The organism is Ruegeria sp. SAZD011, from assembly GCF_059612545.1.
The window spans coordinates 69,447-81,860 of sequence record NZ_JBXWQU010000043.1; the positions used below are offsets into that span (position 1 = coordinate 69,447).

12 protein-coding genes are annotated in these 12,414 nt (G+C 61.4%); 9 read left to right on the forward strand and 3 right to left on the reverse strand.

Going from position 1 to position 12,414, the window contains the following annotated elements; translation table 11 throughout:
* Positions 1-158: 158 nt before the first annotated feature.
* From AC2FLM_RS22410 to AC2FLM_RS22420, 3 genes are read left to right on the forward strand one after another with little or no spacing between them, the layout of a single operon-like run.
* The gene (locus AC2FLM_RS22410; RefSeq protein WP_496860020.1) at positions 159-1,310 is read left to right on the forward strand and encodes an aminotransferase; all 1,152 of its coding nucleotides are present in this window, start codon (positions 159-161) and stop codon (positions 1,308-1,310) included.
* A 58-nt stretch (positions 1,311-1,368) separates the two neighbouring features.
* Positions 1,369-2,058 carry a sigma-70 family RNA polymerase sigma factor gene (locus tag AC2FLM_RS22415; RefSeq protein ID WP_496860021.1) on the forward strand — a complete coding sequence of 230 codons (690 nt, stop codon included), beginning with the start codon at positions 1,369-1,371 and terminating at the stop codon, positions 2,056-2,058.
* Positions 2,059-2,694, forward strand: a complete 636-nt coding sequence (locus tag AC2FLM_RS22420) for a ChrR family anti-sigma-E factor (RefSeq protein ID WP_234145772.1) — start codon at positions 2,059-2,061, stop codon at positions 2,692-2,694. It begins immediately after the preceding gene.
* Between the two features lie 35 nt (positions 2,695-2,729).
* Here the strand turns inward: AC2FLM_RS22420 and AC2FLM_RS22425 are convergent, their stop codons facing one another.
* Together AC2FLM_RS22425 and AC2FLM_RS22430 are read right to left on the reverse strand one after the other, a co-directional pair.
* The gene (locus AC2FLM_RS22425; protein ID WP_496860022.1) at positions 2,730-3,455 is read right to left on the reverse strand and encodes an SDR family NAD(P)-dependent oxidoreductase; all 726 of its coding nucleotides are present in this window, start codon (positions 3,453-3,455) and stop codon (positions 2,730-2,732) included.
* The gene (locus AC2FLM_RS22430; RefSeq protein ID WP_496860023.1) at positions 3,452-4,222 is read right to left on the reverse strand and encodes a DUF1365 domain-containing protein; all 771 of its coding nucleotides are present in this window, start codon (positions 4,220-4,222) and stop codon (positions 3,452-3,454) included. The genes AC2FLM_RS22425 and AC2FLM_RS22430 overlap by 4 nt, the downstream gene beginning before the upstream one ends.
* Positions 4,223-4,342: 120 nt before the next feature.
* Here AC2FLM_RS22430 and AC2FLM_RS22435 point away from each other — a divergent pair, with 120 nt between their 5' ends.
* From AC2FLM_RS22435 to AC2FLM_RS22460, 6 genes are all read left to right on the forward strand, one after another.
* Complete coding sequence (locus tag AC2FLM_RS22435; RefSeq protein WP_496860024.1) at positions 4,343-5,692, forward strand: NAD(P)/FAD-dependent oxidoreductase; 1,350 nt, start codon at positions 4,343-4,345, stop codon at positions 5,690-5,692.
* Positions 5,631-6,788, forward strand: coding sequence for an SAM-dependent methyltransferase (locus AC2FLM_RS22440; RefSeq protein WP_234218733.1), 1,158 nt, complete (start codon positions 5,631-5,633; stop codon positions 6,786-6,788). Before AC2FLM_RS22435 ends, AC2FLM_RS22440 begins: the two co-directional genes overlap by 62 nt.
* Complete coding sequence (locus tag AC2FLM_RS22445; RefSeq protein WP_496860025.1) at positions 6,781-7,275, forward strand: hypothetical protein; 495 nt, start codon at positions 6,781-6,783, stop codon at positions 7,273-7,275. The genes AC2FLM_RS22440 and AC2FLM_RS22445 overlap by 8 nt, the downstream gene beginning before the upstream one ends.
* Entirely contained in the window at positions 7,275-8,501 is a 1,227-nt protein-coding gene (locus AC2FLM_RS22450; RefSeq protein WP_496860026.1) for an MFS transporter, read from the forward strand. Before AC2FLM_RS22445 ends, AC2FLM_RS22450 begins: the two co-directional genes overlap by 1 nt.
* Positions 8,498-9,058: a DUF3833 domain-containing protein gene (locus tag AC2FLM_RS22455; protein ID WP_234145779.1), complete on the forward strand. Its 561-nt coding sequence runs from the start codon at positions 8,498-8,500 to the stop codon at positions 9,056-9,058. Before AC2FLM_RS22450 ends, AC2FLM_RS22455 begins: the two co-directional genes overlap by 4 nt.
* Positions 9,059-9,704: 646 nt before the next feature.
* The gene (locus AC2FLM_RS22460; RefSeq protein WP_496860027.1) at positions 9,705-10,958 is read left to right on the forward strand and encodes an alpha/beta hydrolase; all 1,254 of its coding nucleotides are present in this window, start codon (positions 9,705-9,707) and stop codon (positions 10,956-10,958) included.
* A gap of 45 nt (positions 10,959-11,003) precedes the next feature.
* On the opposite strand, the gene AC2FLM_RS22465 is transcribed toward AC2FLM_RS22460, so the two are convergent.
* On the reverse strand, positions 11,004-12,068 hold the full coding sequence (locus tag AC2FLM_RS22465; RefSeq protein ID WP_496860028.1) for a mechanosensitive ion channel family protein: 1,065 nt from the start codon (positions 12,066-12,068) through the stop codon (positions 11,004-11,006).
* Positions 12,069-12,414: the final 346 nt, after the last annotated feature.

Below are 12,414 nucleotides of genomic sequence, written 5' to 3' on the forward strand. Positions count from 1 at the left end.
TTTTCCGGGCCGTTTTCCGTGGCGGAAAACGGCCCCTTCGTCGCGCGCGCTTCGCCTGATCCAGATGCGGAACATGGCAGAGATTGCGTCCAGCGCCGAAATCTGGGAACTCTGTCCCGCGGACCGGACCGCCGAGCAGACCGAAAGAAAGGCCAGCCATGCGCATAGACCCCTTTGGCGTCGAAATCTGGATGAACGAGTTCGAGAACCACTGCGCCTATAATCTGGCCGAAACCTGCGTGGCCTCGCTCGACATCGGTGAGTTGCTGGAACTGGCCGGGCGCAATGACGACGTGATGGGCGACCTGCGCGCGATGAAGATGACCTATGGCGCCATCGAAGGCTCCGACCGGCTGCGCGACGCGATCTCGACCCTCTACCAGCATCAGCAGCGCCACAATATCGTGGTGACCCATGGCGCCATCGGTGCCAATGCGCTGGTGCATGAAACCCTCGTCGAACCGGGCGATCACGTGATCGCCATCCGCCCCACATACCAGCAGCATTACTCCATCCCCGAAAGCTATGGCGCCACGGTCGATATCCTGCATCTGCGGCCCGAGAACGGCTTTCTGCCGGACATGGCGGAACTGGCCTCGCTGATCCGGCCCGAAACCCGGCTGATCGCCTTTGCCAATCCCAACAATCCCACCGGCGCTTTGATGGAACATGACCTGTTGCAAGAGGTCATCGCGCTGGCCCGCCCGCACGGTAGCTGGATCTTGTGTGACGAGGTCTATCGTGGGACCAATCATCAGGGCGACGGTTTTGCCCCTGCCATCGCCGATCTCTACGAACGCGGTATCAGTGTTGGCGGCATGTCCAAGACCTTTTCTCTGGCCGGTCTGCGGCTGGGCTGGATCGCCGCCAATCCCGACCTGATCGCGGCGGTGTCGATCCATCGCGATTACAACACGATCAGCGTCGGCATGCTGGACGATTACTTTGCTGCCATGGCGCTCGAGTCCAAGGATCGCATCCTTGAACGCAGCCACCGCATCACCCGTGGCAATATCGAGATCCTGGCCGATTGGGTCGCGGGTGAACCCGATATCTCTTGGGTCCGCCCGCGCGCCGGCACCACCGCGCTGTTGAAGTACGATTTCGACATGCCCTCGCGCGACTTCTGTGTCCGCCTGCTGGAGGAGACCGGGGTGATGTTCACACCCGGTTCCGCTCTGCATATCGAGGGCTGGCTGCGCATCGGCTATGCAAACGACCCGCAAATCCTGACCGACGGGTTGTCGCGGGTCAGCGCTTTCCTTGCCCGCCTGCGGGCCGAGCGGGAAGCCGCGCCCGCGCAATTCTGACCGAGGACACCGCCAGTATCGTTATCCCGAAACGGGGGTGACACCCGCGGTGACAGGGTTGCGCGAAAAATTTCATTCCGCCGCTGATCCAGTTTGGGGCTTTACCCGTATCCCCTCCATGGTGACACTGGACGTGAAAAAAGAAACCGGCACGGGCTCTCTGAAAAGGGCGATCCCGAGAGGCAAGGCAGTATTGTCCGACGACACCAGTTATTCACAGTTGACCGTCTGGCTGCTTGCGGTCCGCGACCAGCGGGACCGGGCCGCGTTCGGCGACCTGTTCGACCATCTTGCCCCCCGGCTCAAGGGATTTGTCATGCGCTCCGGCGCCAACTCTGCCCTGGCCGAGGAAATCGTGCAGGATGTAATGCTCACAATATGGAGGAAGGCGGCGCAATTCGACCCGCGCAAGGCCCAGGCCTCGGCCTGGATCTATCAGATTGCCCGAAACCGCCATATCGACATCGTCAGGAAAGAGCAGCGTCCGATCCCGGACGAGCTGGGCGAAGCGCCCGAACCCGAGGATGATGCAAGCCAGATCCTGGCGCTCGAACAGGAAACCGAAAAGCTGAAGCAGGCGATCGCACAGCTTCACCCGGATCAGAAAGAAATGATCGAAAAGGCCTACATCGGCGAGCTGACTCATCAGCAGATCAGTACGCAGACCGGGCTTCCCCTTGGGACAGTCAAATCCCGTATTCGACTTGGACTGGGGCAGCTTCGGAAAGAATTGAAAGGATTGCGCTGAATGCCTGCAATCACCCACCATATCCCCGACGCGATGATCGCCGCCTATGCGGCGGGCAACCTGTCGCATGCGTTTTCCATGGTCGTGGCCAGCCACCTGTCGTTTTGCCGCGAATGCCAAGCGGCTCTGGGCGCGCATCAAAGCGCGGGCGGGGCGTTGCTGGAACAGTCCGAACGGGCCAGCATTTCCGGCGACCTCAAGGCAAATGTCTTGGCCCTGCTGGATGAGCCGGTCACACCTGAACCGGTCTATGATGCCACCGGGATCTACCCCGGTCCCGTGATGCAGGCCCTCAAAGGCGGAGCACCCCGGTGGAAAACGCTTGGCATGGGTGTCAGGCAAAGCATCCTGTTCGAGGGCGATGGCGGATCGGCGCGGCTGCTATATATTCCGGCCGGACAGGCGGTGCCGGATCACAGCCACAACGGGCTGGAGCTGACGCTTGTTCTGCAGGGCAGTTTCAGCGACGAAGCCGGACGTTTTGCCGTGGGCGACGTCGAGATCGGCGACGAGGATCTGGAGCACACGCCCGTCGCGGATGCCGGAGATCCGTGCATCTGCCTTGCCGCAACGGATGCGCCCTTGCGTTTCAACGCCTTCATGCCGCGACTGTTGCAACCGCTGTTCAGAATCTAGGACCGGATGGGGGCGGATACCCACCCGCATCCCTCTCATCCACCGCGATAGACCAGCCAATCGGGCAGCACGTCCAATAGCTTGATCGCCCAAGAGAAGGGGCGCGGGAAATCGGTTCGAAACCTGCGGCTTCGCATCGCGTTCACAACATGCTCGGCCGCGCGGTCGGGGGACATGATCTGCGGCATCGCAAAATCGTTCTTGCCGGTGAGCCGGGTCTTGATGAAGCCCGGATTGATCAGGCGCACCGTTACGCCGCTGCCGCGCAGATCGTGCCGCATCGTCTCGGCCAGGCTGATCAACGCGGCCTTGCTGGCGCCATAGCCGATGGCCGCGGGCAAGCCCCGGTATCCGGCCAGGGATCCGATCAGCGTAATATCGCCCTGCCCTGCCCGGACGAAACCGGGTAGGACCTGTCCCAGTAGCCGCAACGCACCGCCAAAATTCACGTCGTTCATCGTCAGCGCGGACTCTGTATCCCAGTCCTGGCTGCGCATCGGCTCATAGGTACCGGCATTGTAGATCACTGCATCGACCCGACCCGCCGCATCTGCGGCCTGGATGACCGAGCGCAGGTCGGTGACATCCATAGGCACGACGCGCGCTTGCCTCAACTCTGCCGCCAGCGTTCCAAGCGCGTCGGCCGAGCGCGCGGAAAGAATGATCCGCGCACCCTGACGATCCAGCTTGCGGGCGATTTCGCGGCCCAGTCCGTGGCTTGCCCCGACCAGCCAGATCGTCTTGCCGTCAAAACCGTTCATGCTTTGCGGCCCCTGAAGGTGGAACTGTCCGAGATCAGCGGCTTGGGCGGGGGCGGCGTTCTGAGGAACGGCGCCCGTTTGACCCAGAGCTTGAGCGCCTGCCAATGGATCAGAGCGACCACGCGCATGGCACCAAGCGGTCGGCGCAGGGCAGCCCCGGCCAGCGAGACAGTCGTCGCGGGACGGCGCAATCCGTTCAGTGTCGCCAGCACGCCCTGATCGCCGTTCTGATAGGCGATACGGATATTCACGGCGCTGTCGGTCAGTTCGAAGTTAAAGCGATACGCTCCGGCGACCTGTTGAAACGGCGATACATGCATCAGCTTTTCGGCCTCGATGACCTCTTCGCGACGGATCGGCCGGAAATCGGGATGGGCGGCAAAATAGCAGTGACGATGGCCAAAGGTATTGTTCACCTCGGCGATGAAAGCGCGCGGGGTGCCGTCGATGACCGCGATCCAGAAACTGACCGGATTGAAATGGAACCACAGAAAGCTGGGTTGCGTCAGCAGGAACAGCCGGGCGTGCTCGATCGGAAAGCCGCGCTGGCGCAGCTGATCGCGGAACCACGCGACCCCCTGCCCGTTGCCACGCGGACCGCCGTGATGCCTGTCATGGATCGAGAACAGGTTGAACCGGTTGCGCGACAACAGCGGCGGCGCGCCTGTACCCAAATCGGTCAGGATATAGTCGACCCCGTAGCGGAAGGCGTTCTTCAGGTTCCCCTGCCGGGCGTGATAGGTCTGAGCTGCAACATGTTCGATCATAACTTGATTACGCGGTCAGGCCGGTTGCGGATCACCCAATCGCGACCTTGTTTGAAAAATGGTGATCCGTTTCTCCAGCGCCATCGTAACACCTTCAAACAACACGAAGGAATGTTGCCCATGCTGGACCAGACCCAAGGTCCCCGCCGCAAGATTGCAATTATCGGAGGCGGCATTTCCGGTCTCTCCGCCGCCTATTATCTTTCTGTTACCCATGATGTCACTCTCTATGAGGCGGCGCCGCGTCTGGGGGGGCATGCCCGGACGGTCATGGCCGGCAGGAACGGTGATCAGCCCGTCGATACCGGCTTTATCGTTTTCAACTATGCAACATATCCTTATCTGACCCGGCTGTTCCGCGAACTGGACGTACCGGTGATCAAGAGCGAGATGAGCTTTTGTGCCAGCATCGACGACGGTCGGCTGGAATATGGTCTGAACAATCTGCGCACGATGACCGCGCAGAAACGCAATCTGTTCCGGCCGCAATTTCACAAGATGATCGCCGATATCATACGCTTCGGCAAACGGGCCGAGGCCGCCGCCACCGATGACGAGAAAACCATCGGTGAACTGGTCGACGAACTAGGTCTGGGCCGCGCGTTCCGTGATCATTATCTGATGCCGATGTGCGGCGCGATCTGGTCGACCCCGGTCGGCGATGTAGACGCGTTCCCGGCCAAATCTCTGGTCCAGTTCTTTCGCAATCACGCGCTGCTGGCCGGAACCGGCCAGCACCAGTGGTGGACCGTCAAGGGCGGCAGCATCGAATATGTGCGCCGGCTCGAAGCGGCGCTCCGGTCGCGGGGCTGCGAGATCCAAACGGACGCACCCATTCTCCGGGTCCTGCGTCAGGCAGGCGGTGTGCAGGTCGTGGCCCAGGGCCAGGCGGTGCGCGGGTTCGACGATGTGATCCTTGCCTGCCACTCCGATCAGGCGCTTGCCATTCTGGGCAGCGATGCCACCCCGGCTGAGGCCGCCGCGCTTGGCGCCATCCGCTATCAACCCAACACCGCGGTCTTGCATTGCGACGAGGGGCAGATGCCACGGCGCCGCAAATGTTGGTCCAGTTGGGCCTATCGCAGCCAGGATGGCGGTGTCGGGGTCACCTACTGGATGAACCGCCTTCAGGGCATCCCGGAAACCGACCCATTGTTCGTGACACTGAACCCTTCGCGCCCCATTCCCGACGACAAGGTCTATGACCGGGTGGAGTTTGCGCATCCTGTCTTTGACAAGGCCGCCTTGCGGGCACAGCGGCAGATCCGTGCGATGCAGGGTCAGAACAACACCTGGTTCGCCGGCGCCTATAACCGGCACGGGTTCCACGAGGACGGCATCGCCAGCGCGATGCGGATCGTCCGGATGATGAACTCGCTCACCCTCTACCCAGCCAAAGGAACAGATCATGGCACTCACGGACAAGGCGCTGAAATCGGAATTCCTGTCGGTCTGCGCGCGTCTGCGTGAGGGCCGGCTGACGCTGCGCACCCCCGACGGGGCGCGGTACGAGTTCGGCAGCACCGGACCCGAGGCAGAGATGCGGATCAATGACTGGGCCGCCGTCTCCGCCATGGCGGCGCATGGTCAGGTCGGTCTGGGCGAAGCATATGTGCAGGGTCTGTGGGACACGCCCTCGGTCGAGGGGTTGATGCAGCTTGCCATGCGCAATCGCGACCATCTTGGCAGCTATGATCAGGCTAGCCCGTTGAACCGTGCCAAGTTCCGCATGGTCGATACCATGCTGCGCGCCAATTCAAGGCGCGGCGCGCGCAGGAACATCCGCGCCCATTACGACGTGGGCAACGAGTTCTATCAGCTCTGGCTGGATGACGGCATGACCTATTCCTCGGGCCTGTTCGGGCCGGATGGGGACGATCTGGCACAGGCCCAGACCCGCAAGAACGCTCGTATCCTGTCACGGTTGGGCGCGGGTGAACGGGTTCTGGAAATCGGCTGCGGCTGGGGTGGCTTTGCCGAACAGGCCAGCAGCGAGGGCCGCGACGTGACCGGCGTGACCATCTCGCGCAACCAGCACAGCTATGCCGAAAGCCGTCTGGACGGGCGGGCCGACATCCAGCTGCAAGACTATCGCGACATCCAGGGCCGGTACGACAACATCGTGTCGATCGAGATGATCGAAGCGGTGGGCGAGCGGTATTGGCCAAGCTATTTTGCCAAGCTCAAGGCCAATCTGGCCGAGGGTGGTCGGGTGCTGTTGCAGGCGATCACGGTGCGCGACGATTTCTTTCAGACCTATCGCGCCTCGTCGGATTACATCCGGCAATACGTGTTTCCGGGCGGCATGCTGTTGTCCGATCAAGTGATTGCACGGCAGGCGGAACTGGCGGGCTTGCAGGTCAGGGACAGCTTTGGCTTTGGCCAGGATTACGGCAAGACCTGTCGCATCTGGGCCCGCCGCCTCTCCGATCAGAAGCGCCGGATAATGGAGCTGGGCCACGGCGAGGCCTTCTTTCGGAACTGGCAGTATTACCTTGAAATCTGCGCTGCCTCCTTTGCGATCGGCCATACCAATGTGGTGCAGGTGGAGCTGGCCCATGCCTAGGTTGTTCGCCCTTCTCTGCCTGCTTGTCCTGCCCGTCGCCGCACCCGCCAGCCAGGTGCAATCGCTGTTGCCGGGGGCCGAGCAGCGCGGCGCCGCCATGTTCCGCCTGCTGGGTCTGCCGATCTATCAGGCGCGTCTGTTCACGCCCAACGCGGCGCCGCTGGACTGGTCGCAGGATTTCGGGATCGAGCTGACATATCAGCGCCGGATCAGCCAATCCGATCTGGTCGACGCAACCCTGCGCGAAATGGAGCGGATGGGGAACCCGCCGCCACCTGCCGCCAAGTTCGCGACCTGTTTTCAGGAAGTCCAACCCGGTGACAGCTATCTTGCCATCAGCCGGGGACCGGATCGGCTGGAGTTCCGTCTGAACGGACGCAAGACCTGTGACCTGCGCCACAAGGGGATCAAACGCGATTTCATGTCGATCTTCCTGGGCCCCGACAGCCGCTCGGCCCGCTTCACGCAGGCGCTCTTGGGTCAGTGATGACCTATCCCCGTGTCAGCCTCTATGCGATGATGCTCGCATCGGCGGGGATCCCGCTCTATATCCATCTGCCGCAATTCGCGGCGGTGGAGCTGGGGATCGGTCTGGGCACGGTTGGCGCCATCCTGCTTGCCATCCGGCTCGTCGATCTTGTTCAGGATCCGGCGATCGGCTGGCTGGTCGATCGCTGGCCATCGGCACAGATGCCCTTTGCCATGCTGGCCGCCGGTGGGTTGGCGTTTGGCTTTCCGCTGCTGTTCTCCCTGACCGCCGGGCCCGGTGTCATCGTCAAGCTGGTCGCCATTCTGATCGGGCTGTTCACCGCCTACAGTCTTGGCATGATCCTGCTCTATGGCCGCAGCGCGACGCTCGCCAGAACCCGCGAGCCGGGTGAATTGCTGACCCTTGCGGCCTTTCGCGAAGGCGGCATGCTGGCGGGCGTGATCTTTGCGGCCATTGCACCCGCAGCACTTGCGGGCCTCGGGTCGTCGGGCAATGCCTATCCGGCCTTTGGTCTTGCGCTTGGCGGGTTTGCGCTGCTGACCGCGCTGCTGACCCGCCCGATCTGGGCGCTGCCCGTGCTGGCGGGCCGGCCCCTGTCGCTCCCGTCGCTGGCGGATGCGGGAGCGCTCCGCCTGCTGGCGCTGGCGGTCCTCAACAGCCTGCCGGTGGCGCTGACTTCGACACTGTTCCTGTTCTTTGTCGAGGACCGGTTGCAACTGGCCGGATACGCGGGCGGACTGCTGGTGCTGTTCTTTCTGTTCGCCGGCCTCAGCGTGCCGTTCTGGACCCGCCTCAGCCAGCGTGTCGGACCCCGGCAAACTCTGCTGATCGCGATGCCGCTGGCCATTGCCAGTTTCGCCGGAGCGGCCTTTCTGGGGCCTGGCGATCTGCTGGCCTTTGTCCTGATCTGCGCCATTTCGGGCGCGACCCTTGGCGCCGACATGGTGCTGTTGCCGGCCATGTTCAGCATCGCGCTGACCCGGGCGGGCCTGAATGCCTCGACTGCCTTTGGCATCTGGTCCTTTGCCGGAAAGCTGGCCCTGGCGCTGGCCGCCTTCCTTGCCCTGCCTCTGCTGGAGCAGCAGGGATTCCAACCGGGCGCTGACAACGATCCCCGCGCCCTGGGCGCTCTGACCCTGACCTATGCCATCTTCCCCTGCGTGCTGAAATCCGCGGCGTTTGCATTCGCATTGACGCTGCCACAAGAGAGACTTGTCCGATGAAACTCCTTACAGTTGCCCTGCTGGTGATCGTCGCCGCGATGGTCGTAAAGACCTATCTGCTCAGCTTTCGGTTCCAGTCACCGCAGGACTATGCCGATACCGGACCGCAATTCGTGCTGAACAAGCATCTTTCCGGTGAAATCCTGTCCGAAGGGATCATTTTCGGACCCAACGGCAAGATGGCCAACAGCTTCGTTGCAAAGATGGTTGGCGAGTGGGACGGAGACACCGGCACCCTGTCCGAGGAATTTACCTATTCCAACGGGACGACCCAGAGCCGGAAATGGTACCTGACCCTTGGTCCCGACAACACCTTCACCGCGACCGCAGACGATCTGGTGGGAGAGGCCCAGGGCACGATTTCGGGTTCGACGGTCCAGCTCCACTATCAGATCGTCCTGCCCGAAAGTGCAGGGGGCCATGTGCTCAAGGCGACCGACTGGATGTATCTCACCGCTGATGGCGCGATCATGAACAAGTCCGAGATGCGCAAGTTCGGCCTGAAGGTTGCGGAACTTGTCGCGACAATGCGACCGGTGCAAGGGACAACCCAGTGACCCGGCGTCGGAGCTGACCGCCGGGTAATCACCATCTCGATCATGTGAAGGGGGTTGGGGTTGGTCAGCTTGAAATCGGAATACAGGGTGATCCCGTGCAGCCCAACGAGGATGCCTTGGAACAGTTTTGCAGATCACGATTTCACATGCGGATATGTCCGGGGAAACCGTGGCAAGCCATTCTGCAATGAGGCCGTGGACCCTGCGACGCGCCATGCGGCGGGAGGGCCTCGCGTTCAGTGCCGTGCAATCGCGGTTCGCAAAAGGCAGGGCGCAGCGACTGTTGTCCGAAAGCGATGTGCGGGTCGAGGAGAGAGCGCGTTCGCTGGGTCACAAGGACTCGCGTCGTTTCAGACGCATCTTCAACCGCTGGAGCGGTGTGTCATCCTATCGGTGTCGAAGGCCGCAACGCGGGTCTACAGACCTTTGCCCCGGTGGTACGGAGCCGCGGTGGAGCATCCGCACGGCGGCGCGGAACATCCTTTTCGCCGGGGCCCCTTCAGGCCAGCCCCGAAAGAGGGTACTGGTACCGATGGTCGCGTGGGAAGCAACTTGTTTGTCAATCCGGACCCATTTGCAAAGAGGCGAACTCTGTCACGCCGCGAGATTGAAAAGCGGCGCAAGAACTGGGGATTGAAAAGATCTGATGCGTTGGTTTCCCAGGCTCATGATCCTAGCGATGTTGTCGGCTTGCGGACCGAATACCTATAACAACATCGACATTATGCCCGCGCCGACCGTCTTTGCCAGCGGGACGCTCGATCCTTTTGAAAACGTGACCGACCGTAATTTCACCGACCGCGCGCGGCTTTTCTATGCCACCGATCGGGAACCCGCAGGGCCGGATGACCCGCAGGAAAGCTACAACAACACCCGCGGGTTGGTATTGCGCACGGGCGTCGTCGAAGTGATGTCGGACCCGCCACTCGAGACCTGGGAAAGAGCCCGCCAGATTACGCTCGCCGCTGCGCGTGATCAGACCTATTCCCTGCGTGTCGCGGGCGTGCAGGAAACCGGGATCATGCCGTTCAGCGCAATCAAATACATGAACGCACCGCCCAGTCGTGCCGAGATCGAGGCGGCGGGACGGCGTTTTGCAGCTCAGGTCAATGCGCAGCTTTCCCAATCGCGCAACAAGGATATCTTTATCTACGTTCACGGCTACAACGTCGATTTCGACTATTCCACATTGGTGTCCCGCCAGTTGCAGCATTTTCTGGGCTATCAGGGTGCCTTTGTCAGCTTCAACTGGACCGCGACGCCGAACCGGCTGGCCTATTTCAGGGATCAGGAATCGGCTCTGGCCGCACGGCGCTATCTGCGGGAATTGATTGGCTTTCTGTCGTCGACTACAAATGCGAGACGTATCCATCTGATTGGCTACAGTGCCGGCAGCCGACTGGCCTTCGATACGACCTACCAGATCACCCTAGGCGCCGAAGAAGGCGCCCGTCTTGGCAAGCTGGTCCTGATCGGCAGCGATTTGGACCGCGCCTATTTCATCCAGGCGATAGAGGACGGAATTCTCGATGCCGTCACCGATCTAACAGTCTATCAGTCCGGCACGGATTCCGCTTTGGCCATTTCAAGGCTTGTCTTTGGCCGTAAGCGTTTGGGCGAAACGGCTGATCCCGGCGAGGCGACGCCTGCGGTGCAAGCGGAACTGGCACGGGTCAAGGGACTGCATGTCATCGACGTGACCGATGCCGAGGCTGCCAGTACAGGCAACGGACATTGGTATTTCCAGTCTTCGCCCTGGGCCAGCAGCGATCTCTTTCTGTCCCTGCTGACCGATACGCAACCTGCTGAACGCGGCCTTGTCCGCATTCCCGGAGAGGTCGTTTGGCGGTTTCCCGATGATTATCCGGACAGGATCAGGGGGTTGGGCCGCTTGCATTGACAAGGCGGGTGCAGTGCGACCGGCAGAGCCCCAAGGGGCTGGGCCCTAGCCTGAAGGTGTCTTGACCTTGCCGAAATCACGCAGACGAATTTCCTGTATGTCGGTGGCGATTTCGATGTCGGCCGAGCGCAACGCATCGTCGATCGCGCGATAGAGCTCGTCGCGACCCGCAAACATCGTCGGATAATTCGGGAACTGTACCCAGATCATGTAAGTGTAGGGCGAACTGCCTGCATCCATCAATCTGACGACAGGCTCGGGATCGCGCGAGGGGATCTTGCAGGTGCGCGTCGCCTGTTCAAGCAAGGCGACCACCAGGGCGGGCGCATGTTCATTCGAAACCTTCACCGTGTACCAAGGGGCAAAGCTGTGCTGGCTGCCGTATAGGTTGGTGAAACTCTCGCTCGCCAGACGTCCGTTCGGTATCACATAGGATGTCTTGTCCCATTTGCGCAGCCGTGTGGCCCGCCAGTTCACGTCTTCGACCTGCCCCTCGGTTCCATCTTCGAGCCGCAGCCAGTCGCCAATCTTGAAAGGGTGCTCGATCGTCAGAGCAAGCCCCGAGAAAAAATCGCCGAGCGTCTGCTGCATGACAAAGGCCAGAACAGCGGCTGTGGCGCCGGTCCAGACGAACAACTCGGTCGGGGTATTGCCATCGGAAACGAAAAACCCGAGGACGCCCAAAAGCATGAAGATGCTGTAAAAGCCGATCCGGGACAGGCGAGAGACGCGCCAGTCCGGCTTGTCCGCGCGTTTCTTGTGCACGATGCCTTCGACAATGCGCGCGATCGCGACCGCCCAGCCCAGATGCAGCACGAGTTCCGCGCCGATCCGGGTGATATCGGTCCAGCCCGTGAAGCGCGGCAAGGTGCCGACAAGGATGATGATCCCGTGGATTGTATAGGTTGCAAAGACGACGAGAGTGGCTTCGATGATACCACCCGTGAACGGGTGTTTTACCAGAAACCATCGGGTGCGTTCCCATTGCCGGAACAAGACCCAGATAATGAGCGCCGCCAAGAGCACAACGACAATGGCCGGGCCTCGTTCGAGATCAACGATTGTCAGGGTTCTGGCTTCCAAATCGAAGATGCCTTTGGTTTGCGTCATGAGTTCCTTTCCAAATACGGTGTGAAAGGATTTTTCAAGTGTCTTCTGCGAGGGCTCGGCCGCTCAGATGGGCCGGACCAAAGCCATGCGACCCTCTGCGCGCATGGCTTTCTGCCCGCGGCAAGGCGCTGAACCGATGCGGAGCTTCCGTTGTTCCCAGCAGTTCTGCCGATCGTCTCGGCGTCGAGAAGAGGTGCCGAGACGTCACCAGCAACAGCTGGGCTGCAACGATATCCCGGGCTCGGCAGGCGCATGTTGGCGGGTATCCTGCACCTTGCCTTCGGCGCTTTCCGGCATCTCTCGAGGCAACCGAGCCGCAGATGTGATGAATGGAAACAGCGCACCA

Bases quoted from the DNA above. Each gene is read 5' to 3' on its own strand.
- AC2FLM_RS22465 (WP_496860028.1), bottom strand. From the start codon at position 12,068: ATGACGCAAACCAAAGGCATCTTCGATTTGGAAGCCAGAACCCTGACA.
- AC2FLM_RS22410 (WP_496860020.1), top strand. From the start codon at position 159: ATGCGCATAGACCCCTTTGGCGTCGAAATCTGGATGAACGAGTTCGAG.
- AC2FLM_RS22450 (WP_496860026.1), top strand. From the start codon at position 7,275: ATGACCTATCCCCGTGTCAGCCTCTATGCGATGATGCTCGCATCGGCG.
- AC2FLM_RS22425 (WP_496860022.1), bottom strand. From the start codon at position 3,455: ATGAACGGTTTTGACGGCAAGACGATCTGGCTGGTCGGGGCAAGCCAC.
- AC2FLM_RS22455 (WP_234145779.1), top strand. From the start codon at position 8,498: ATGAAACTCCTTACAGTTGCCCTGCTGGTGATCGTCGCCGCGATGGTC.
- AC2FLM_RS22420 (WP_234145772.1), top strand. From the start codon at position 2,059: ATGCCTGCAATCACCCACCATATCCCCGACGCGATGATCGCCGCCTAT.
- AC2FLM_RS22430 (WP_496860023.1), bottom strand. From the start codon at position 4,222: ATGATCGAACATGTTGCAGCTCAGACCTATCACGCCCGGCAGGGGAAC.
- AC2FLM_RS22460 (WP_496860027.1), top strand. From the start codon at position 9,705: ATGCGTTGGTTTCCCAGGCTCATGATCCTAGCGATGTTGTCGGCTTGC.
- AC2FLM_RS22445 (WP_496860025.1), top strand. From the start codon at position 6,781: ATGCCTAGGTTGTTCGCCCTTCTCTGCCTGCTTGTCCTGCCCGTCGCC.
- AC2FLM_RS22440 (WP_234218733.1), top strand. From the start codon at position 5,631: ATGGCACTCACGGACAAGGCGCTGAAATCGGAATTCCTGTCGGTCTGC.
- AC2FLM_RS22435 (WP_496860024.1), top strand. From the start codon at position 4,343: ATGCTGGACCAGACCCAAGGTCCCCGCCGCAAGATTGCAATTATCGGA.